Annotated in this window: 23 protein-coding genes and 1 tRNA gene; 2 read left to right on the top strand and 22 right to left on the bottom strand. The window is 27.3% G+C overall.

All coding sequences use genetic code 4. The features are described from left to right. Window positions 1-47: 47 nt before the first annotated feature. Window positions 48-353, bottom strand: a complete 306-nt coding sequence (locus EELLY_RS02930) for a winged helix-turn-helix transcriptional regulator (protein WP_104205976.1) — start codon at window positions 351-353, stop codon at window positions 48-50. Window positions 354-467: 114 nt separating this feature from the next. Between EELLY_RS02930 and EELLY_RS02925 the strand changes: the two genes are divergently transcribed. Continuing rightward, entirely contained in the window at window positions 468-1064 is a 597-nt protein-coding gene (locus EELLY_RS02925; RefSeq protein WP_104205975.1) for an FMN-dependent NADH-azoreductase, read from the top strand. A 49-nt stretch (window positions 1065-1113) separates the two neighbouring features. Here EELLY_RS02925 and EELLY_RS02920 read toward each other — a convergent pair whose 3' ends face one another. From EELLY_RS02920 to rpiB, 12 genes are all read right to left on the bottom strand, one after another. Next, window positions 1114-1392 (bottom strand): hypothetical protein, encoded by a 279-nt coding sequence (locus EELLY_RS02920; protein ID WP_104205974.1) that lies wholly within the window; start codon window positions 1390-1392, stop codon window positions 1114-1116. A 5-nt stretch (window positions 1393-1397) separates the two neighbouring features. Then, window positions 1398-2828, bottom strand: a complete 1431-nt coding sequence (gene atpD / locus EELLY_RS02915) for a F0F1 ATP synthase subunit beta (RefSeq protein ID WP_104205973.1) — start codon at window positions 2826-2828, stop codon at window positions 1398-1400. A 9-nt stretch (window positions 2829-2837) separates the two neighbouring features. Next, entirely contained in the window at window positions 2838-3692 is an 855-nt protein-coding gene (gene atpG / locus EELLY_RS02910) for an ATP synthase F1 subunit gamma (protein WP_104205972.1), read from the bottom strand. Next, the gene (gene atpA / locus EELLY_RS02905) at window positions 3692-5269 is read right to left on the bottom strand and encodes a F0F1 ATP synthase subunit alpha (protein WP_104205971.1); all 1578 of its coding nucleotides are present in this window, start codon (window positions 5267-5269) and stop codon (window positions 3692-3694) included. The genes atpG and atpA overlap by 1 nt, the downstream gene beginning before the upstream one ends. Beyond that, window positions 5269-5832 carry a F0F1 ATP synthase subunit delta gene (locus EELLY_RS02900; protein WP_104205970.1) on the bottom strand — a complete coding sequence of 188 codons (564 nt, stop codon included), beginning with the start codon at window positions 5830-5832 and terminating at the stop codon, window positions 5269-5271. Before EELLY_RS02900 ends, atpA begins: the two co-directional genes overlap by 1 nt. A gap of 2 nt (window positions 5833-5834) precedes the next feature. After that, entirely contained in the window at window positions 5835-6365 is a 531-nt protein-coding gene (gene atpF / locus EELLY_RS02895) for a F0F1 ATP synthase subunit B (protein ID WP_181021050.1), read from the bottom strand. A gap of 32 nt (window positions 6366-6397) precedes the next feature. Beyond that, on the bottom strand, window positions 6398-6715 hold the full coding sequence (gene atpE, locus EELLY_RS02890) for an ATP synthase F0 subunit C (RefSeq protein WP_104205969.1): 318 nt from the start codon (window positions 6713-6715) through the stop codon (window positions 6398-6400). Continuing rightward, window positions 6709-7584, bottom strand: coding sequence for a F0F1 ATP synthase subunit A (locus EELLY_RS02885; protein ID WP_104205968.1), 876 nt, complete (start codon window positions 7582-7584; stop codon window positions 6709-6711). The genes atpE and EELLY_RS02885 overlap by 7 nt, the downstream gene beginning before the upstream one ends. A gap of 2 nt (window positions 7585-7586) precedes the next feature. Further along, entirely contained in the window at window positions 7587-7997 is a 411-nt protein-coding gene (locus EELLY_RS04415) for an MG406 family protein (protein WP_104205967.1), read from the bottom strand. A gap of 118 nt (window positions 7998-8115) precedes the next feature. Beyond that, window positions 8116-8739, bottom strand: coding sequence for a uracil phosphoribosyltransferase (upp, locus tag EELLY_RS02875; RefSeq protein ID WP_104205966.1), 624 nt, complete (start codon window positions 8737-8739; stop codon window positions 8116-8118). Window positions 8740-8805: 66 nt separating this feature from the next. Continuing rightward, entirely contained in the window at window positions 8806-10044 is a 1239-nt protein-coding gene (gene glyA / locus EELLY_RS02870) for a serine hydroxymethyltransferase (RefSeq protein ID WP_104205965.1), read from the bottom strand. Continuing rightward, complete coding sequence (gene rpiB / locus EELLY_RS02865) at window positions 10031-10468, bottom strand: ribose 5-phosphate isomerase B (RefSeq protein WP_104205964.1); 438 nt, start codon at window positions 10466-10468, stop codon at window positions 10031-10033. Before rpiB ends, glyA begins: the two co-directional genes overlap by 14 nt. Window positions 10469-10548: 80 nt before the next feature. Here rpiB and EELLY_RS02860 point away from each other — a divergent pair, with 80 nt between their 5' ends. Continuing rightward, a complete protein-coding gene (locus tag EELLY_RS02860; protein WP_104205963.1) occupies window positions 10549-10848 on the top strand; it encodes a rhodanese-like domain-containing protein in 300 nt (99 codons plus the stop codon). A gap of 36 nt (window positions 10849-10884) precedes the next feature. Here the strand turns inward: EELLY_RS02860 and EELLY_RS02855 are convergent. From EELLY_RS02855 to nusG, 9 genes are all read right to left on the bottom strand, one after another. Next, window positions 10885-10960 (bottom strand) — tRNA-His (locus EELLY_RS02855). Window positions 10961-11018: 58 nt separating this feature from the next. Continuing rightward, complete coding sequence (gene rsmI / locus EELLY_RS02850; RefSeq protein ID WP_104205962.1) at window positions 11019-11894, bottom strand: 16S rRNA (cytidine(1402)-2'-O)-methyltransferase; 876 nt, start codon at window positions 11892-11894, stop codon at window positions 11019-11021. A 41-nt stretch (window positions 11895-11935) separates the two neighbouring features. Then, window positions 11936-12400: a transcription elongation factor GreA gene (gene greA, locus EELLY_RS02845; RefSeq protein WP_104205961.1), complete on the bottom strand. Its 465-nt coding sequence runs from the start codon at window positions 12398-12400 to the stop codon at window positions 11936-11938. Window positions 12401-12455: 55 nt separating this feature from the next. Beyond that, window positions 12456-14222 carry an excinuclease ABC subunit UvrC gene (gene uvrC / locus EELLY_RS02840; RefSeq protein ID WP_104205960.1) on the bottom strand — a complete coding sequence of 589 codons (1767 nt, stop codon included), beginning with the start codon at window positions 14220-14222 and terminating at the stop codon, window positions 12456-12458. Window positions 14223-14286: 64 nt separating this feature from the next. Continuing rightward, window positions 14287-17220, bottom strand: coding sequence for a DNA translocase FtsK (locus tag EELLY_RS02835; RefSeq protein WP_104205959.1), 2934 nt, complete (start codon window positions 17218-17220; stop codon window positions 14287-14289). Between the two features lie 80 nt (window positions 17221-17300). After that, window positions 17301-19118 (bottom strand): ATP-binding cassette domain-containing protein, encoded by a 1818-nt coding sequence (locus EELLY_RS02830; RefSeq protein WP_104205958.1) that lies wholly within the window; start codon window positions 19116-19118, stop codon window positions 17301-17303. Next, a complete protein-coding gene (locus tag EELLY_RS02825) occupies window positions 19118-21091 on the bottom strand; it encodes an ATP-binding cassette domain-containing protein (protein WP_104205957.1) in 1974 nt (657 codons plus the stop codon). Before EELLY_RS02825 ends, EELLY_RS02830 begins: the two co-directional genes overlap by 1 nt. 175 nt (window positions 21092-21266) lie before the next feature. Beyond that, window positions 21267-22979, bottom strand: a complete 1713-nt coding sequence (locus tag EELLY_RS02820) for a ribonuclease J (RefSeq protein WP_104205956.1) — start codon at window positions 22977-22979, stop codon at window positions 21267-21269. A 111-nt stretch (window positions 22980-23090) separates the two neighbouring features. Further along, window positions 23091-23741 (bottom strand): transcription termination/antitermination protein NusG, encoded by a 651-nt coding sequence (gene nusG, locus EELLY_RS02815; RefSeq protein WP_104205955.1) that lies wholly within the window; start codon window positions 23739-23741, stop codon window positions 23091-23093. Window positions 23742-23749 lie beyond the last annotated feature (8 nt).

Below are 23749 nucleotides of genomic sequence, written 5' to 3'. Positions count from 1 at the left end.
ATTATAATGTCTACAACACAAATAACTTTTGATTCCTTATAAATAAATTATTTTTTAATATTTTTAATTCCTCATTCAGTCATTTGATCTAATATTGGTTGTAAACTTTTTCCAAGATTAGTTAAAGAATATTCTACTTTAGGTGTTACAACTGGGTATACTTTACGCTCAACTAAATTATTTTCTTCTAAGAATCTCAAGTTAGAAGTCAAAACCTTTTGACTGATACCAGCAATTTTCTTTTCTAATTCATTGAACCTTTGAGTTCCTAAAGTTAATTCTCTTATTATTAAAATTACTCATTTTGATTTAATAAAATTTAAAGTGTATTCTAAAGGGCAAAATTGTTCCATGATTCCTTACTTTCTTTTTTGTAAGTATATAACAATAAAGTGGGTACTTACATTTTTATTTGCTTTGTATTATTATATACTTGTATAAAAAAAATACAAAATAGAAAGCGTAAAATGAAAAAAATATTAGTTATAAACTCAAGTGTTTCGCAAGAAAATAACTCCGATTCACTTGAAATGTCAAAATTATTTGTAAATGAATATCAAAAACTTCATTTTGATGATCAAATTATATATTTGGATTTAAATGAAATATCAATGTCTCAAAAAACTTTAACAAGAAACAATATTCAAACTTTTTTTAATCAAGAAGACTCTTTTAAATTTATAGAACAATTAAAATCAATTGATAAAATTATTTTAAATTTTTCTATGATTAATTATAGTATCCCTGCTATATTAAAAAACTTTATTGACCATATTACAATTGCAAACCTTTCCTTTACTTATAAAGGGTCGAAAGATGGAAAAGCTATTGGTATGTTGTCAAACATTGAAAATGTTCAATTATTAGCAACAAAAGGTGGAACAAACACACCAAATGGCGCTTTTACAGATTATGTTAAAAATATTTGAGAATTTTTAGGTGCAAAAGTGACTGTACCAATTATTAATGAAATGATGGACATGCCACCTTATAATGAACAAACTTCTTTAAAAAATATTGAAAAGGTAAGAGATGACATTTTAAAGGCTGCAAGACTTTTCTAAAACACTAAAGTTGATTTTAAAAAATACCACTACAAATTAGTGGTATTTTTTAAATGCGATCGCCTTTTTCGTTAACTTCATAAAGTCTTTCAGTAATTATTTTGCATTCATCTTTTTGAATGATTGCTAACCCTCTGTGTAAATGTATATATCTGATTTTGCCATTTTTTTTGTAATTCATATTCCCAATTTTTAAAGCACTAATCATGGGTTCCATATTGGCTAATACACCAATTTCACCATCAGTTGTTTTTAAATTGATAATTTCAACTTCTTCATTATCGATGAATTTACCATTAGGAGTATTGACTATTAATTTAATTAACATAATAACTAAACTTTTCCTTTGTTTTTTTCAAACTCAGCAATAACGTCTTCTGCAGTTCCTTTATACATAAACATCATTTCTGGTATATGATCAAGTTCACCATCAAGAATCATTTTAAATGATCTTACAGTATCACTAATTTTAACAAAGGTTCCTGGTCTACCAGTAAATTTTTCACCAACAAAAAATGATTGAGATAAGAATTTTTTAACTCTTCTAGCTCGGTTAACAATTAATTTATCTTCTTCACTTAATTCATCCATTCCTAAAATAGCAATGATTGATTGAAGTTCTTCATATTTTTGTAAAGTAGATTGCACTTTTAAAGCAACATTGTAGTGCTCTTCTCCAATAATTTCTGGGTCTAACATTCTTGATGATGATGATAATGGATCAACAGCAGGATAAATACCTAAACTAGCAATTGAACGGTCAAGAACAATTTTTGCATCTAAGTGAGTAAATGTTGTAGCAGGAGCTGGGTCAGTTAAGTCATCAGCTGGAACATAAACTGCTTGAACAGAAGTAATTGAACCTTTGTTTGTTGATGTAATTCTTTCTTGCAACATACCCATTTCAGTTGATAAAGTAGGTTGATATCCAACAGCTGAAGGCATACGTCCCAATAAAGCCGAAACTTCACTTCCTGCTTGAGTAAATCTAAAAATGTTATCAATAAATAATAAGACATCCATATTTTTTTTATCTCTAAAGTATTCAGCAATTGTCAAACCAGTTAATGCAACACGCATACGTGCTCCAGGAGGTTCATTCATTTGACCAAAAACTAAACTTGTTTTATCCAAAACACCAGCTTCAATAAACTCATGATAAAGATCATTTCCTTCTCTAGTTCTTTCACCAACCCCAGCAAAAACAGAAACACCTGAGTGAGCTTTGGCAATGTTATTTATTAATTCTTGAATAAGAACAGTCTTACCAACTCCAGCTCCACCAAATAAACCGATTTTCCCACCTTTTGCAAATGGAATAATTAAATCAATAACTTTAATACCAGTTTCTAATATTTCAGCATTTGTAACTAATTCTTCATAAGCAGGGGCAGCTCTATGAATTGGCATTCTTGATTTAGTAAATTCTGGTTTTTCATCAATAGCATGGCCAGTAACATTAAACATTCTTCCTAAAACACCTTCACCAACTGGGGCTAAAATTGGACTTTGAGTATTAATTACTTCAATACCTTTTGCAAGACCTTCAGTTGGCCCCATAGCAATTGTTCTAACAACTTCATCACCAATATGTTGTTCTACTTCTAAGTAAAGTTCAACACCATTATTATAAACTATTAAAGCATCATAAATACTTGGAATATTATCTTCATTAAATTTAACATCAACAACAGGACCTAAAACTTGGAAAACATATCCGGAAGTATTTTTTAATGTTGTTTTTTCTATTTTTTTATCTGCCATGTATTTCTCCTAATCTTGTAAAGCACTTGCTCCAGAAACTATTTCAGAAATTTCTTGAGTAATTGATGCTTGTCTTTCTCTGTTATATTTGATACTTAAATTAAATGATAATTCTTTTCCATTATTTGTTGCGTTTTCCATTGAAACTCTTCTACTTGCTTGTTCGCTAACTTGTGATTCAATTATGCATCCATAAACCATTGTGCTTAAATATATATTTACCGCACTGTCAAAAACTTCACCAGCAGATGGTTCAAAAGTGTAATTAACTTTTTTGCTCTCTGTTTGAATCACTTTTGATTTTATAATTGGAAAAATTTTTAAAATTCTTGGTTCAAAAGTGACATTATTAATAAATTTTGTATAAACAATACAAACATCATTAAATTCACCAGAAGAATAATAAGCTAATATATCATTACCAATTTCTTTAGCTTGACTATTTGTAAAATCAATATCGACATTTGTGATAGATTTTTTAATTTTCATTTTTCTTGATGAATAAGTTGATATAGCTTTTGTTCCAATAGTGTAAACTTCATCTTCAGGTTTAAAACCATTGATAACCAATTTGTTAACATTATTATTGTAACCACCACACAAACCTAAATTTGAGTTAATAACTACTCATAAGGTTTTTTTAATTTCTATTTCTTCATTTTTTAAGAATTTAGATTCAGTTGAAGAATTAGAAATTATATCACTAAAAACACGATATACATCATCCATATATTCTTGAACATCTAAAACTTTTTTGCCAATTTTTCTTAATTTAGCTGATGCTACTAGTTGCATTGCATTTGTGATTTTACCTGTATTTTTAATACTTAATATGTCGTTTTTTAAAGCACTAAGATTTGGCATTATTTTTTCATCCCTTTAAATTCTTCATCACTACCAAACATTAAATGATTATAATTTGTTAGTTTTGCTGTAAATTTAATGATTAATGATTGCAATTCTTCCTTAACAGCATGTTCTAGTTCTTGACTTCACTCTTGATTTTCATGCAATTGAGATCTAAGTTTAAATGCTTTTTTATCATTAGAAAAATAAGTAATTATACTGTCTTTAAAATCTCTTATATTCTCTAAGGGAATTCATTTAATTAAATGCTCTTTAATAGCCAATAAAATTATGGCTTGGTCAATTTGATCGATTGGTGAACTTTGTTTTTGAATTAACATTTTAACAATTCGTGTTCCATGGTCTAATGTTATTCTAGTAGCTTCATCCAAATCAGAACCAAACTTAGCAAAAGCTTCAAGTTCATAGTATTGAGCTAACTCTAATTTTAAAGTCCCCGATACTTGTCTCATTGCTTTTATTTGAGCTGAAGAACCAACTCTCGACACAGATGGGCCAATATTAACAGCTGGTCTAACACCTGCCATAAATAAATCACTTGACAAAAATATTTGTCCATCTGTAATTGAAATAACATTAGTTGGAATATATGCTGAAATATCTGATGCTTGAGTTTCAATGATTGGTAGTGCAGTAATTGAACCACCACCAAATTTTTCATTTACTCTTGCAGCTCTTTCTAATAATCTTGAGTGTAAATAAAATACATCTCCAGGATAAGCTTCTCTTCCTGGTGGTCTTCTTAATAAAAGTGACATTTCTCTATAAGCAACAGCATGTTTTGAAAGATCATCATAAACTATAAGAACATCTTGTCCATTTTCCATTCATTCTTCTGCAATAGTAACTCCAGTATAAGGAGCTAAATATTGTAGCGGTGCTGAATCTGAAGCACCAGCATTAACAACAACAGTATAATCCATTGCACCATGTTTTTTAAGTTTTTCGACTATTTGTACAATAGTGGAATCTTTTTGCCCAATAGACACATAAACACATTTAACATTTTTGCCTTTTTGATTGATGATTGCATCAATAGCAACAGTTGTTTTTCCTGTTTGTCTATCCCCAATAATTAATTCACGTTGACCTTTACCAATTGGAATAGAAGCATCAATAGCAAGAATTCCTGTTTCTAAAGGTTGATTTACAGATTTACGAGCCATAACTCCAGTTGCAATTCTCTCAACTGGTTTAGATTTATTTGTTTTAATAATCCCATTATTATCAATTGGTTCACCTAAAGAATTAATAACTCTTCCAATCATAGCATCACCAACTGGTGTTTGAACCACTTTACCAGTTCTTTTTACAATGTCACCTTCTTTGATTTTCTTGTAATCACCCAGAATAACAGCACCAACAGCACCTTCTTCTAAGTTTAAAACCATTCCATAAACATCATTTGGGAAAATAATAAGTTCACCCATCAAAGCTTTATCAAGTCCGTATATTAAAGATACACCATCTCCTATTGTAACAACACTACCTTGTTCAGTTTCAACAATTTCTTTTCCATAGTTTTTGATTTGTTTTTCAATAACTTCAGAAATTTCTTTAATATTAAGTGCCATTAATTTACCTCCATTTCATTCTTCAATACTTTATATTTCATTTCATCTAATTTACCTTTAACAGAACCGTCAAATACTTTGTGATGAACAATAACTTGAATTCCACCAATCAGCTTTTCATCTATTTTATTAATTAGTTTCACTTTTTTATTTAATTTTTTTGAAACTTTTTCTTCGATAATTTTAATTTGTGTTTCTATAACTTTTTCTGTTGATCAAATAACCCCAAAAACAATATTGTTATGACTTGATAAGTTGTTTCTTAATTTTTTTAAGATTTGTCTAACACTTGAAAAGGCTTGCAATTTTACAAGAATTTTAAAAGAATTTAAAATATCTTCATCTATATCAAACTGAGCAAAAGTTTCTTCAATAATATTTATTCTTTTAACTTCATCATGCGAAGTTTTAAAAGTAAGTATTTTAAAAAAATCATCTTTATTTTTTAAAACTTCTACCAATACATTTGATTGTTCAATAAAAAGATTAACTTTATTTTCTTTTATTGCAATTTTAGTTAAAGCTGAAGCTCAATTATCAATTACGCTTTCTTTTAAAACCATAATTAATTGTCTAACCCTTCAATGAATTCATCAATCATTTTTTTGTTGCTATCTTTTGAAATTTCTTTTTTTAAAATTTGCTCCGCTGCATTAAAAGCAACTTCAACAATTGTGTTTCTTAATTCTGATTCAATTTGAGATTTTTTTTGATCAATATCTTTGTTAGCTTGTAATTTAATTATTTCTGCTTGATTATGAGCATTTTGAATAATTTGCGTTTTTTGAACATCAGCATCAATTTTAGATGCTTGAATAATTAAAGAAGATTCTTTTTTAGAGTTTTCTAAAATTTCTTCACTTTTTTTAGCATTAACATTAGCTTCTGTTTGTTTATAAACAGCTTCAGCTAAAAGTTCATTAATTTTTGCTCTTCTTTCTTTTATTACCTTTCTAAAAGGTTTATAAATTAATTTAGAAATAACAGCAACTAAAACTATAGTTGCTATCACATGAGCAATAAAATTAGGAAGATTAGGAAATAAAGAAGTAATTATATCTGGAACTCCTGCAGTCCCTGAATTTGCTATAAACATTATTCTCAAGACCTTCTTTCTATTTGCTTAAACTAAGCAACAAATATTAATAAAATCGCTATAACTAATGCGTAAATAGCACCTGACTCTGCGATACCACAAGCAATAATCATTGTTGAAGTAATTTTTGGAGCCATTTCTGGATTTCTTCCAATAGCCATACAAGCACCTTGCCCAATAGCACCTTGACCTATACCAGCACCAATTACACCCACAATAGCAACTCCGGCTCCTAAGTATTTTAGACCATCACCAATATTAACTGTTTCAGCTAGTATTATTGGTAAAATTTGTGTCATAACAGATACATATGCTGTTAAAACGTTTGTTACATAAAATGAATTTAACATTTTTCTCCTTTAATTTTTTGTTTATTTTTCTTAATTTTTTTAATTTCTGCAATCAAAAATTTTCTTTTTTCCCTATGCGGGTTTTTACTTTTCAATTCTTGTTCTTCTTCACTCATAGCTTCTGCTCAATAAGATAAAGTTAACATTATAAACACCACTGATTGAATAATCGAATCAAATATATCAAAGTAGAAATGAAGGAATGGTGTAATAACACTTGTAAAAATATTTATCCCTGATCATCAATACTTATATTGATATGTTCAATAATCACTATTTGGTGCTACATTTCATATTCCAAATGATGGTCAATGTCCACCAATTCTTTCGCCACTTCAACTACTTTGGAAACCTATAAATAGCGCGTAAACTAATCCTAAAATAATTGAACCACCAAGAATATTACCAAAAAGACGAAATGACATTGATAATAAAGGTGTAAACTGTGTAAATAATTCTAATGGGTTTTTAAACTTTTTAAAAAAAGCTGCTCTTTGATATTTTATACCAAAATAATAGATCATCACAAATGTAACTAAAGCCATTGAAAATGTAATAGTTAATGACGTGGTTGGCGATTCAAAACCTAACAAAGAAATCATCGAACCTATAAATATATAAAAAAATATATATAAAAAGTATGGGGTTATAGACCTATATTTTTTTCCCATTATTGAAACAACTAAATTTTCAGTCGAAGAAACAATCATATCAACTATCATAACATATCCTGAAATTTCATCTGATTTATTTTTACCTTTAACTTTAACATTATATGTAATACAAATAGCACATATAACAATTGTTGTTAAAAATATGGCAGTGAACTGAGAAGTAAATTCTTTTCAACCTTCTAATAGTTCTGACAAAACTACACCTCCTTATTTGTTGAATTATTATTGACTTGCAAATTAATGAAAGGGATAAATATCAAAGAAATAAAACCGATCATAACTCCATTTATGTGAAAAATATAATTCACATTTAAAAAAGCAATAAATAACGGGGTAGCATAAATTCCTACTTTCAATAAAAATAAAAAATAAAATAAAAAGTGATTTTCTGTTCTTACAATAACATTAAATGATTTTTTAGCAATTCATAAAACAAGTAACACAGATGTAAAAGATAACAACAAACCTAATAACCATGAATAACTTAAAACATTTGCTACTCATAGTATAAAAAGAACCATACTACTGCAAACTATATAAGTTAATAGCCCCAATAAAATTTTATTGTTTAAAAATCAATTCTTTTTAAAATTATTTTTTAACTCCATTTAATAAATAGCGACCTTCCTACTACCACGTTATATAATATTTTACTCTTACTATATAAATGAGACAATAAAAAAGGGAAAAATAAAAAAATCTATTTAAAGATTTTTTGTTGGAATTTTATTTTGTCCCAAATATTCTATCACCAGCATCTCCAAGACCTGGAACTATATAACCTTTTTCATTAAGTTCTTTATCTTTTGATGCTGCATAAATTTCTACATCAGCGTGTTTTTCTAACACTCTGTCAATACCATATTCAACAGCCACTAAGCACACAAACTTAATTTCTTTTACCCCTCAAGATTTAACAATATCTATCGCTTTAATAGCACTTCCACCAGTTGCTAACATTGGATCTACTATAATTACATAACTATCTTGAATATTTTCTGTCTTTTTTGCAAAATATTGATGAATTTCTAAAGTTTCTTCATCTCTGTACAAACCTATATGAGCAACTTTAGCAGTTGGAATTAAAGTTTGAATACCATCTAACATTCCAATTCCAGCTCTAAGTATGGGCACTAGTACAATAGGTTTATCTACAGTATAACCTGTTGTTTCAACCATTGGCGTTTGAATTTGTATAGGTACTAATTTAATATCTCTAAAAATTTCATAAACCATTAGTTGTGCAATTTCGTTTAAATTTTGTCTAAAATCTTTTGATGAAGTTTCAATTTTTCTCATTCTTGTTAATTTATCAATAATTAACGGGTGTTTCAGTTCTGTAAATGCCATTTTTTTCCTCTAACCTTCTTAAATTATTTATAATTATAAATGCTAAAACATTTTTGTGTTTAAAATTTAATATTTAATATTTTTATAAATAGGAAACTTTTCGCATAAATCTGATACTTCTTTTGAAAGTGCTAGTAAATTTGCTTCAGATTGATTTTTTAATGATCTTGAAATAATTGAGGCTACCTTAACAAACTCTGCTTCTTTAAAACCTCTTGTTGTCATGGCTGGTGTTCCTACTCTGACACCGCTTGTGATAAAAGGTTTTTCATCATCAAATGGAATCATATTTTTATTTGTTACAATCCCTATTTTTTCTAGTATTTTTTCAGCATCTTTTCCTGTAACCCCAAATCCTGATTTAACATCAATTGTAATTAAATGATTGTCAGTTCCATTAGCCACAAGTCTTATTCCTTCGTTTTGTAAAGCTTTAGCAAACGCCTGTGCATTAACAACTATTTGTTTTGCATAATCTTTAAATTCTTGTGAATCAGCTTCATATAATGCTTGAACTTTACCTGCAATTTGATTTTCTAATGGTCCACCTTGAATTCCTGGAAATATAGCTGCATCAATTTTTTTAGCTAAAGATTTTTTACAAAGAATCATTCCACCTCTAGCACCTCTTAAAGTTTTATGAGTTGTTGTTGTAACTACATCAGCATATTCCATTGGGTTAGGGTGAGCTCCACCAGCAACCAAACCAGCTATATGAGCCATATCAACCATTAATAAAGCTTCAACCTCATCAGCTATTTCTTTAAATTTTTTAAAATCAATAATTTTAGAATAAGCACTAGCCCCAGCTACAATAAGTTTTGGTTTGTGTTGTAAAACAATTTTTCTAACTTCATCAAAATCAATTTCTTCAGTGTCTTTATTAACTCCATAATGTTTGAAATCATAATGTTTCCCTGAAAAGTTAATTGGATATCCATGAGTTAAGTGTCCACCAGCATCTAGACTCATAGCTACAATTTTATCACCATGTTCTAAAAGGGCTCTATATACACCTTCATTAGCTTGACTTCCTGAATGTGGTTGTAAATTTGCATGATCTGCTTTAAATATTTTCTTAGCAAGTTCAATTCCTAAATTTTCAATTTCATCAATAAACTCACAGCCTCCATAATACCTTTTTCCTGGATAACCTTCAGCATATTTATTAGTTAAAATACTTCCTGATAAAGTTAAAACAGCTTCACTAACATAATTTTCACTAGCAATTAGCTCGATATGATTTTGTTGTCTTTTTAACTCATTATTCAAAGATTTTAATATATTTTCATTAATTTTTTTCATTTAATATATCCACTCTTTCTTGATGTCTCCCACCTTCAAATTTAGAATTTAAAAATGTGTCAACAATTAAAATTGCTTTGTCAATTGCTATTAACCTTGCTCCTGTTGCTAAAATATTAGCGTCATTATGTAACCTTATTAATTCTGCTGTTTGAACTTCATAAACTAAACCAGCTCTTGCACCCTTAACCTTATTAGCTGCGATACTAATACCAATGCCAGTTCCGCATAAAGCAATCCCATAACTATTTGCATCTTTAACAACTGCCTGAGCTAACTTAACTCCATTATCAGCATAATTACATGATTGACCATCGTTATTACCTAAATCCTTAACCTTATATCCTTGTGATTCTAAATGTTTTTTAATTGCTAATTTCATTTCAACTGCTGTATGATCATTTGAAATATAAATATTTTTCATAAAAACCTCGCTTCTTTTTATTTAATTTTATATCATTTTTTATTTATAAGTATCATAATAATTTATAGATAGGATAATGTATGAAAAGTATTGCAATTAATAACAAAGAGTTTTATGCGTTGGTCAAAGAAGGATACACAGTTGTTGATGTTAGAACCCAAGGTGAAGATACAATAACAGGGCTTTATTTTAATAGTGCTATAAACATACCATACCCCAAAGTAATAAATAGTGCTTCAAAAACTTTTCCAGACAAGAATTCAAAATTGATTTTTATTTGTAACTATGGACAACGAAGTAGTTTAACTGCAAAAGAGTATCAAAAAATGGGTTATTCAAATGTTTTTGTTCTTTCCAGTGGGCTTTATAATTTAAAATAAAAAAGCATGATTTAATCATGCCTTATTTTTTATAAATGGGGCGCCGAACGGGAATTGAACCCGCGAATGTCAGGACCACAACCTGATGTGTTAACCACTTCACCACCGGCGCCATAAAAGATACTTTCTTATTATACTTAATCAATATATAATTTGCAAATAAAAAAGTACTAATTGTTTTTTATATAAATACTATATATTTCATTTTTAGTTAAATTAGCTTGATTAGAAACTACTTGACAAGCATCTTTTAGTTTATTTCCTTGTTGAAGTAAAAGATTAACATTGAATAATATTTGTTCAACTGACATTGTTGTTTCAACTATTTTTTTATTATTTAAAACAATAACAAATTCCCCTTTTTCAACAAAACTTTCAGATTGAATAAACTCATTTATTTCAACAACAGTACCACGAATAAATTCTTCGTTTATTTTTGTCAACTCTCTAGCTATTAAAATTTGACTATCACTTTCAACCAACTGCGACAGTGCATTTATTGTGTCTTTTATTCTATGAACAGATTCATAAAAACTAATTATTGTTTCAGTGTAATGTTCTAATATTTTTTTTAATTCATTAAGCTTTGAAGTTTTAGATTTATTAACTATAAAACCATAGAAGTAATTGGTATTATTTACAAAACCACTTGCTACAATTGCGTGCATGTAAGCAGGGCCAACATTAACACTTGTAATATTGCAAATGTCTTTCGCTAATAATTCTTGTACAACTAAAGCTCCTGGATCACTTATTGTTGGACAACCAGCATCACTAATAATGGCTATACTTTCACCTATTCTTAAAATATCTTCGATGCTTTTTATTCTTTCTTTTTCATTAAACTTATGCAAAGATATCAAAGGTTTAGAAATTTTGTGTTTTTTTAAAAATGTGCTACTAGTTCTAGTATCTTCACAAAAAATATACGAAACATGTTTTAAAGTGTCTAACGCTCTTAAACTAATATCATCAAGATTACCAATAGGTGTTCCTATTAAATAAACTGTTGGCTTATCATTTTTAAAAGTTTTTTGAATATTCATAACTCTCCTTATAAATAAAATTACCCTTATGGGTAATCTAATTATTTAATATCTAAAATTTTAACTGAGTATGGCTTATCAACAGATTTAACATCTACTATGTCACCAACTTTTTTATTTCAAATAGCTTTTGCAATGGGAGATTCATTAGAAATGTAACCTTTGAAAGGATCTGCTTCTGTAGAACCCACTATTTTTACGCCTAATTTTTCTTTTGTGTTTAGCATTTGCAGTTCAACTTTTGAACCTAACTGAACATTATCAGTTTCAACATCTTCAATGATAATTGCTTTATCTATCATGTTTTCTAGTTCTTTAATTCTTGCTTCAACTTCAGCTTGTCTTTTTCTAGCTGCATCATAATCAGCATTTTCGCTTAAATCACCTTGATTTCTTGCTTCAACTAATTCTTCAATAACTTTGGGTCTAACTTCATCTAATAAGTATTTTAATTCAATTTTTGCTTCTTCAATACCTTGGTGAGTTAATAAAATTTCTTTTGCCATTTTTTGTCTCCTGTTTTTAACTTTTTAATTATATAATTATTTTCACTGAAAAGTATTACTTGTAATCATCTAAATATTTTTTAAGATTAATAAATGCTTTTTTATTTTTTAATAAATTTATTAACTCTTCATCTTTGGTTTGTTTTATTTCATTAATTGTATTGTACTTTTTAAATAAAATTTGAATTCTTTTTTCTCCCAATCCTTCAATGTTCATTAAGTCATTTTTTAAAAGTGATACAGCTTGTTTTTTTCTATATCCTGATTTAGCATACTCATCTACTCTTATTTGCATCGCACTTAATCAATTAAATAATTTCAAATTAACTTTTATTTCTTTTTCTTGCTCATTTACATCAATAAGTTTTTCGGTTCTGTGTTTTTCATTTTTAACTAATCCTATAACACTAATAAACTCAAGACCAAGGGTTTTTAATATATCTTTTGCTGCATGAATTTGAATAATCCCACCATCCATAATAATTAAGTCTGGTAAATCTCTTTTCTCCAATAAAGCCTTTTGAAATCTTCTGTAAAGCATATGCTTTAAACGGTCATAATCAGATGTGAATTTTGCATCAATGTTGTATTTTCTAAATTCATTTCTAACTGGGTGTCCATTGATATAAACAACACAACTTCCTGTTATAAATTCATTTGCTATATTTGAAATATCAAACATTTCAATTCTTCTTAACTCTTTTTCAGTATTAGATACATTGGCTAGTTGCAACAATATTTCTTGCTCATTTCCAATATTAATTGTTTTTGATATTTGAGATCTTCTAATTATGTCTTTTGCATTTTCAAATGAAATATCAAACATCTTTAGTTCATCTTTTGTAATAGGGTGAGTAGCTATTTTCTTAAAATCATCTGATAAATTAATTAATTGTATTTCATTTGAAAGAATTAACTTATCAGGAATAATATTTTTTTTGTATATTTGATTTAAAAAATGTTGCATTAAATCATTGACATCTTGTTCTAAATAAGTTTGAATATGTTCATCTTTTAAAATAAGTTGACCTGATCTGTAAAATAAAGTAGATATAGCAATTTTTTCGTCATCTATTAAAAAACTTATAGCGTCAATATTTAAATCATTTTGAAATTCAACATTTTGTTTGGTTGTCATAAAACTTAATGTTGCTATTTGTTCTTTTATTCTTTGAGCTTCTTCAAACTGAAGATTTTCAGAAGCTTTATTCATAAAAGCAGTTAAATTATTTTTAACTTCCCCAATATTGCCTTTAAAAAACATATCCACTTTTTTAATTTGTTCTTTATAAAAAAGCTCATCTACTTCTTTATAGCAAGCTCCGCTACACTGATTTAAAAAATAATGAAAACATGGTTTGCCTAAATTACCTTTACATCTTCTTAAAGGAAATAATCTTTGTAATGTTATTAAACTATCTTTTGCTTTAGAACCAATAGGCAATGGACCAAAACTTCTTAAAGCTTTTTTATCTACTTTTCTAATATATTTATACATCGGGTCTTTTTCATTGGTTATTGTTATATAGGGATATGACTTATCATCATTTAATAGCACATTATACTTTGGTCTATACTTTTTAATTAAATTTTCTTCTAAAACTAAAGATTCTTTTTCATTAGAAACAACAAAATACTTTATATCAACAATTTCTCTCACAAGTTTTGTTGTTTTTAAATTATGAACTCTATCAAAGTATGAAGAAACTCTTTTTTTTAAATTTTTTGCTTTACCAACATATATAACATTATTATGTTCATTATAATACAAATAACATCCGGGTTGATTAGGAAGTGTACTAATTATAGATTTAATATTCATAATCCTCCTTAATGTTTTAATATTATATATCTTTATAAAATAAAAAGTGCTGAAGCACTTTAAATTACTTTCTAAAAACTTCTCTTGGTTTAGCCCCATTTTTTGGTCCTATAATTCCGCTTTCTTCTAGTTGGCTCATTATGTTAACAGCTCTAGCATCACCAATACCAAATCTTCCTTTTAATTCAGAAGTTGTTAGAGTTTCTTTATTAAGAGCAAATTCTTTAGCTAAACCAAATAATTCATCCTTAGTCGACATATTAGAAAGGTTTTCACCATCAAATTTATCATCATATTCTGTTTGTTGTTGAGCTATTGTAAAATCAACAATTTCCTCAATTTCTTCATCAGACATAAATGCACCTTGTGCTCTCATTAAATCTCCACCACCAGGTGGCATAAATAACATGTCACCACGACCTAACAAGTTTTCGGCTCCAATTGCATCAAGAATTGTTCTTGAGTCAGTTCCAGTCGTTACTGCAAAAGCGATTCTTGTAGGTATATTTGTTTTGATAGTTCCTGTGATAACATCAACTGATGGTCTTTGAGTTGCAACTATTAAGTGAATACCAGCAGCTCTAGCCATTTGTGTAATTCTCATAATTGATTCTTCAACAGCTTTTCTATCACCTGTCATCATTAAGTCAGCAAGTTCATCAATAATAACTACATGATATGGCATTTTTTTTGAGTTGCTTACTTTTTTGTTGTATCCATCTATGTTTCTAACTCCAAGACTCATGAAAGATTCATATCTTCTTTCCATTTCTAAAACAACCATTTTTAGAGCATTAGCAGCTTGTTTCATGTCCGAAATTACTGGACTTAGCATATGAGGTATTCTTGAGTAAATTGACAATTCAACTTTTTTAGGGTCAATCATAATAAACTTCACTTCATTTGGCTTTGCTCTTAACAAAATTGAACATATTAAAGTATTTATCATAACTGATTTACCAGAACCAGTTGATCCAGCTACTAATAAATGTGGCATTTTATTTAATTGAGCTGTTAAAGGCTGACCTAAAACATTTTTACCAAGAACAAAAAGTAGTTTGTCATCTTTGTTAGATTCAGGAATAGATTCTATTATTTCACGCATTGAAACCATTTCTGAAAATGAGTTTGCAATTTCAATACCAATTAAAGTTTTTCCAGGTATTGGTGCTTCTAAACGCATGTTATTTGTAGCAAGTGCTAATTTTAAATCATTTTCCAAACTTGTAACGCTGTTAACTTTAGTTCCTGGTTTAGTTTGAATTTCAAATTTCATAACACTTGGTCCAATAATTGTGTTTACAACTTTTGCATTGACATTGAATTGAATAAAAGTTTCATCAATTGCTAAAGCCTTAAGGGCAGCATTTTCTTTATTAGCTCTATCTTTGTCATAATCTTTTTCAATTTGAACCAAAACATCAATTGGTGGTAACTTGTAATTTTTTTTGGTTTCTATTTTCATTTCTTCGATTATTGGTGGTAATAATGTTGTCTCTTTTGCTGTTTGTGTTTCTAAAATAACTAAATTTTCTTCTATCGTTGGGTTTGAAACGTTTTCTTCTTGAGTAATAATTTGAGGTTCAACTTCATTAAAAATAATTTCATTATTTATTTCTTGCATATCATCTTTAAAAAAGTCAATAGTTATATCTTGTGCAACTAGTGATTTTTCTTCATAAATTGAATTTAAAAAAGTTTCATCACCTTCATCATTATTTACCAAATTTTCTTTAATACTATTTTGTTCTTTTACATCCTCTTTAATTTTTTGAAGTGATTCTTTTTCTTCTAATGCAGATTCTATAGTTATAGTTTTAAACTCATCAACATTGCTAGTAGTCAAATTAGCAGTTGGTTCATTAATTGAAAAATCAGATGGTTTTTGTGAAACTGTTTTTCTAGCTAATTCTTGTTCAGTTCTTTGTCTTCTTGAAATAAACTTATATTGAGGTTGGATAAGTTGTGAAATTTCTTCAGTTTCTAAATTAACTGATGAATGTTCAATTTCATTTATTTCCTCTAAATCGTCTAATTTTTTGTCTTCATTTTTAAAATATGAAGGCATTTGAATTGTTAAATCTGAAGTTTTAATATCTTCTTCTAAGTCTATATTTTGTCCAAAAACATTAATACTTTCTCATCGACTTATTGGTTTTAAAGGTTCAACGCCTGCTTCTTTTGTTAATTCATTCTGAACTTTTGAAGCTTCTAATTTTTTAGCTTCTTTTAATCTTTGTTTTAAATTTGGATTTCTTTTCGCATTTAAAGAAAGGATTCTAAGTGATTTTCCCTTCCTTTTATTTTTTGCTTTGAATAAATAAAATGGATCGCCAGTTAAAACTCAACAAGCATGAATATAAGTAACAAAAAACCATAATGAAAAAGCACCAACAATTGAGGTATAAGCTGTAACACCAGTTAAGAAAGCACCAATTATTCCTCCACCACTTTCAAAATTAAAATAACCTCTTATTTCTGGTTTAAACAATAAATGTAAGGCATTATGAAAATTACCAGGATAAAATATAGAGTTAATAAATCATTTTTCAGAATAATTAATAAACATTAAAGAAAAAATGTCTTTTTGCCACAAACCACTAAAATCTTGTTTTTGCGATAACTGAAATGAATAAAGAATGAGTGTTATCAATCAACATAGAATAACAAAACTTAAAAACAACATAAAAATAAATCTTTTTTTAAATTTAAATCTTATTCCTGTAAAAATACATATATCTACAAAAAACAACAATAAATAAACAAAATATTTAAATCAACCAAATAAAAAATTAAAAATAATGTCATCAAAAAACTGGCCTATAACAGTTAATCTTGTGAAACTTATAACTGAGAAAAAAAGAACAGTAAATCCTGTAACAACCCAAGAAATAGAATCATTTCTTCTTTTTGTTTTTGTTGTTATGAAAGCCGATGTTCTATCTTCATTTCAATTATGATTAGCTAAAATTTCTTCTTCTTTTAAAGTTTTGGGCATAAGTTCCTTTTCAATTTCCTATATTATACCAAAATTGATATTTTTCACAAATAAAAACTAGCATAAAGACTAGTTTGTAATTATTTTTTCTTTAAATGATTTATTTCTCTATTGTTTAAATAGACAAAATGTTTTTTAGATACTTCTGTTCATTTTGGTAAATCAATATTATAATCATGATGTTCTGACCATGGATTATATATTAATTCATTCAAAGCATCTTCACTTTCAACAGATATTGTTGAAGAAATAAGTGTTTTTGTGTAAGGGTGTTTCGGATCATTAAAGATTTCTTCTTTAGGGCCTAATTCCAAAAGCTTACCATTAAAAATGATTGCTACAGTATCAGCTCATAACTCAACCACGTTTAAATCAGTTTCAGCAATTATGAAAGTCGAATTAAATTTTGATTTTATTGTTTTCAATAGTTTAATTGCTTTAACTTTAGAAAAAGTATCAAGGTGTGAAAATGATTCGTCCAAACTAATGATTTTATTTGGTACAATTGCTGAAATTGCTATAATTAACAACTGCTTTTCTGAAATAGATAATTCAGTAAGAAAAACTTTTAAATAATCATTTCCTAAACCTACTGCTTTTAAAATTGACTCAATAATAAGCAATTTGACTTTTTTTCGTGATGGTTTTTTTGAATTAAAATGAGAATCAAAAGAATCATCTTGACTTATCATGTAATCTTTATAATCTTTAATAATAATTTCATTTTTTAAAATTGATTTATTAAGGTCAATATACTCGTTTAATAATTCCCCAACAGTTATTCTTTCAGAAAGCAACTTTGTTGAGTCTTGATTAATAATATTAATCATTTTTTTCAATTCTTTTAATTCAGAATAGTTTGGTGTTTGATATTTTGGATTTTTACTAATAATTTCTTGTATGCTTGGAAAATTTAGTAATTGTTTTATAATGACAAGATTGTAAAGTTCATCTTCATCAATAGAAGAATCAATTTTTTCATCTAACCAAGCTTCTCATTTTTTTCTTTCACCACCACGAGATAATGAGGCTGATAAAAGAATTTGATTCTCATCAATTTCAATAATAGTTTCATTAATTTTAGTCACATTTTTTTCAACTTTTTTCAAAACTGATGTTAAATCCTTATAGAATTTTGATATTGAAGTATACTCTCTAGCCTGAACTAAATTTCTAATTTCTTCAATAATAGATATTTTTTTCAAAATATCTATCAAATTTGAAAGGATAAAGTGAACTTTTTTTTCACATTTGATAATAGTTTCTAACATTTTTTGCAGCAATCCATCTTCACCAATGTTATCGTTTTTTAATTCTTGTAAAAATGTTTTTTGTTTATTATAACCCGAAATGTTTTGGTATATTAATTCAATACCATCATCTAATAAGGTTTCTATATTAGTAAGTTTAATATCTTTTTTATCTGATATAACATCATAATCTTTAATGTTTTCACCTTCTGAAATTTTAAAGTTTTTTTTGTCTGGATAACTTAATGACTGTTTAGACTTAACATCAAAGTATTTGTTCTCAACAAATTTAAAATATGATTCTTCTAATTCATCACTGTATGAATTTAAAGATTTTTCAATATCATTAAGAACTGTTTTAAAATCTTTTTGAATTTCTAAAACTTTTTTATTTCAAATGTATAAATTGGGTTTTTCACCTAAGGCTAATGTTTCTTGAAAGTAAACTGAACCAGATTGAATTGCAGCGTTACCTAAAATAGAATTGACTAAGTTAGATTTACCTGAATGCATTTCACCTAATATTGCAAATGTTTCACCTTCATTTATTTCAAATGAAATATTTTTGATTTGGTTTGATTCTTTTAGAGAAGTAGTAATTAAATTTCTAACTTTCAAAATTGGTAATTCGTTAACTAATTTTGGCATTATTTTTTACCTCTTCTTGCTTTAATTTTAAATTCTTCTTTTACAAAATGTGATTTTGTTATTTTAGAAAACTTGTTAGGAACTAACTCATATTTTTTTTCAGCATAATTTTTTCTTAATAATTTTTCATTAAAATTATTAAATAAATTGTCTGAAATATTATCATGATTTTCTTCTTGAAATATTTCTTTTATATTTAATTTTAATGCAATCGATTCTGGGTGAATTGCATTATTAATAATTTCTTTAGTATTTCCATACTCAACAATTTCACCATCATGAATAACAGCTATTCTATCAGCTATTTTTGAAGGAATTTCAAACGACTGTGTAAATAAAATCACAGTCAAATTCAGTTCTTCTTTAAGTTCTATAATTAATTTTAATAGCTGATTTTTAATGTTTGATCCAAGTAAATTTGCTGTTTCATCTCAAACTAAAACTTTTGGAGAAGATGAAACTGATTTTGCAATTACGACTAATTGATTAATAGTGTCAGAGCATTGTGATGGCAGCATATTAAATATTTCTTCAGCATTGACAAGACCTAACCTATGTAATAACTCCAAAGCTTTTAAGTGAGCTTCAGATTTTGAAAGTCTTTTTGTTGAAGCAATAATATCAGAAATTTGATGTCCTATCTTAACATCTGGTTTTAAAGATTGGTTTATGCTTTCAAAAATTGTGCTTATAACCTCTTCGTTAACAAATTTTAAATCTTTTTGTGACTCTGACCTATTTTTAGAAGGTTTATGTTTTTGAAAGTTTCATTGTGCCAGAACTTTATTAATTTCTTCTTTTGAAACTTTTTTTTCAACTAGTATTTTTGAAACTAAATTAATTAAGTTGTTTTCAAAATCTGTTAAAAATTCTTTTTTTCCCAAATATTCTAATCCGTCTTCTATTAAACTTTTTTCAACCATTTTAATAGAATCTTTATTTATTTGAATATCTTGCATTAATAAAGAAAGGTTTTCAATAGAACCATCACTTAACTTTTTGAAATTTGAAAGTTCATAATTAGCTCTTCTAATAATTTCTAATTGATCATCTATTAACTTCATTTTTAATAAAATCACTTCATTTTGATCCAATTTTAAAATTTGGTTGTAGTACTTCATTTTTCTTAAAGAAGCTTTCCTTGTCTCAACGTTTAAAAATTCTTCATTATTTAATAAAAACTTAATATCACTTTTTAACGATTTCATAAATGTATAATTTGTTTTTGCTACACTAATTTGAATTTGAGAAATTGCTGATTTAATATTTTTAATTTCATTTTTATGATATTCTATAACTTTATAATGCACTATTTCTTCTTTTTGGTCTATTGTATTTGCAAGAATTAAAAATGATTTATCAATTGCATTTTCATGTTTTTGAATTCTTTTTAATAGCTTATTGATGAGAGGCATTGATGGAGATGTGTTGTTATTAATTGACTCATTCTTGTCTTTTAAATAAGTTGATGAGTGTAGCTGAGTTTTTTCATATTGAGACATTCTGACTGTTTTATCTAAAATAGATTTAAACATTACAGTTTGTCTATGTGCTTCTTCTTGTTGTATTTTTGATATTTCTTGTCTCAATTTGTAAATTTTAATAACCGCTTTATCAATTATTGTTTTATTTGTAAGAGTAATGATATTTTTTGTTACATTAGATAAGTTACTTTTTTGATAACTCACTAAATCAATTGGAGATAATATGTGGTCTTTGCCTTCATCAATAGTTGCTTTTGTTGGATAGTACATAATAGTCCCGTTTGAAACATAAGAGTTTTGATTTAGTGAATTACTTAAAACTTTTGTCAATACAGTTTTACCTGTATTTGACTTTCCAACAATAGCTAATATTTCATTTGCATAAACATCGAATGAAATATTTTTAATTACGTTTAATGTTTTACCTCTTGTATTGGTTTTTACGATAACATCATTAAATGAAATTATAGTTTCTTGTTTGTTTTTCATCTTTGTAATTTCCTATCTATTTATTTTTTTAAATGGTCATAAAAATGCTGTTTAAAAACATTAATTATTTATAATGATACCTTATAATTGCATTGAAATCAAGATGTTAAATATCATTAAATGTGACTTTTTAAAACAAAAAGTAAAAAAAGTAAAAAAAGGCAAGTAAATTGTACTAAACCTTATTTTTTTTATTTTTAAATACAAAATTTACACCATTGAATTCGTTAATTATGCAAAGCACAATTGGTTGTTTACCAGACTCTTGTTTTATCGAAGTTCTAACCTTAGTTACAATTTCTTTTTTAATTTCATTTAAGTCATATTTCTTAGGGTTTTCTTTAAATAGACTTTGCCCTTGTTGTATTGATAACTCAATATCTTTTTGAATAATTTTGAATATTGGGTTATCTTCTTGAATATAAACAACACCGCGCATTTGAGTATCAATCATTGAAACTAATTCCTTGTTTCTTGAGTCTATTGTAGCACCAAGTATAATAACACCATCTGTAGCCAATTGTCTTCTTTCATTTAAAACTATTGTTCCAACATCACCAATACCTATCTCATCAACATATGTATTACCAAAATCAACATTTTTCTTCTCTATAGTTAAAACTTTTCTTGTTAAATCAAGAACTTGACCGTTATTGATAACAGCAATATTTTCTGGTAAAACACCAGCTTCAATTGCAGCGCTTTCTGCTTTTAAACCATCTTTAAATAAAGATTTAACTGGTATAAAATATTTTGGTCTAACAATACTTGTTAAAACTTTCACATCCTCATAAGAAGCATGCATTGTTCAAATATTTCTGTCACTTAAAGCTATAAGCCTTGCATCTGTTCTTGCCAATTCATCTAGAATTTGAGCATGTTTTTTTTCTATTCCAGGGGCTGGTGGAGTTGCTAATATCATTAAATCTTTTGATGTTAATTCAACTACATCATCATTTCCAGTTGCTACTTTAGTTAATTTAGAATAAAGTACATCCACAGTTCCAGAAATTATCAAAACACCATTGTCTGATTTCATGTATTCTTCAATAGATATAATATCTTCCGGAAGAATATTAAGATTTTTACTAATTAAATTTGATTTTAATACTTGTGCCATCAAACGCCCATAAACAGCGATCTTTCTATTATTTTCTTTAGCAACTTTACATATTTCACCAAGTTTAAAAATGTCTTCTTCAAAAATCCCAATAGCTATTCTTGTTTTCTTTTCTTTAAAAGGGATCGAAATAAAGTCTTGAATTTTATGATTTGGAGCTGTGAAACCACTTCTTGAAGCATATTCACTATCTGCTATTAAAGCTAAAACGCCTTTTTTACCAATATCTGATAAATGGTTAAAATCTGTTGAAAAGTAAGATTGTTCTTGACCATCAATTATATAATCCCCAACATATACAACAACACCTTGTTCAGTGTGAAAAGCATAACCAAAAGATTGTGGAGATGCAGACGTTGTTCTAAAAACTTCTACTTTTACATTTCCAGCTTCCAATACGTCTTTATCTTTTACAACTTTATAATTTTGATCTTTATTATTTTTAATTCTCATTCTAGAAATTTTAATTGATGATATTAATTTTGTAATTTCATTACAATAAACTGGTACATCCATGTGCTTTAAAATATATGGAACAGCCCCCATATTATAACTGGCAGAGTTTGTTAAAAAAATTCCTTTAACTCTTTTTTTGTTATCTATGATGTAATCTAATTTAGGAATAACTATATCTACTCCTAAAATACCTTTATCAGGGTATTTTACACCTGCATCTAATATAAATAATTCTTCACCAATTTCTAAAACAAAAAGGTTTTTACCTCTTTCATCTTGTCCACCAATTGCCATAAATTTTATTTTTGACATTAATTTTCTCCTATTCAATTTTTTATTTAATCGCGATAAACGTTAGATTAATCAGTATTTATTTAAACTAATTTTAACACAAAAAAAATGAGCTTTGCTCATTGATTAAAATTAAAGTTCTTTAAGCGGCTTCACATCACTAAATGAAATCTCTAAATTTGTATATCTACCAAACATTTCAATAAGAATAACTGCTACGCCCTTTTCATAATCCATATCTTTAACTTCACCTTCTTCACCAGTATTGATACCAGATATTACTCTAACCATTTGACCAACTACAAAATTAGCTGTAAATAAAGGTTTTTTAGTAACAGGTATCGCTACTCCTGGGATTTTCTCATTAATTGAAGGTGCTTTTTCATTTTCTTCAACAATTGTTTCTTCTTTTGGCATTAGCATTTTTAGTACTTCTTCAACAGTTAAAGGGAATGGTTTAGCACCACGTCCTGATGAACCAATAAATCCAGTTACTCCAGGTGTATTTCTAACTATAAATCAAGTTTCTTCATTCATAATCATATTAATAAAAATATAACCAGGAAATAAATTTTTTTCTTTTTCTTTTCCGGTTTTTGTTAAAACAATGCCTTTAGATATTCTAATATCAAAGACTTGGTTATCATGTTTTTCAGATTTAATTTTATTTGTTAAATCTTGAAGAACTTTATCTTCATGCCCCGTTTGTGAGTTAATAACAAATCATTGACCTTTTGCATTTAATATATCTTTTTCTAATTGTAAAATTTCTTCTTTATTCATTTTCTCTC

The sequence above is a fragment of the Entomoplasma ellychniae genome (genome assembly GCF_002930155.1).
Lineage (GTDB): Bacteria > Bacillota_I > Bacilli_A > Mycoplasmatales > Mycoplasmataceae > Entomoplasma > Entomoplasma ellychniae.
Note: the sequence above shows the minus strand (reverse complement) of the source record. Positions and strands in the feature narration are given on the sequence as shown.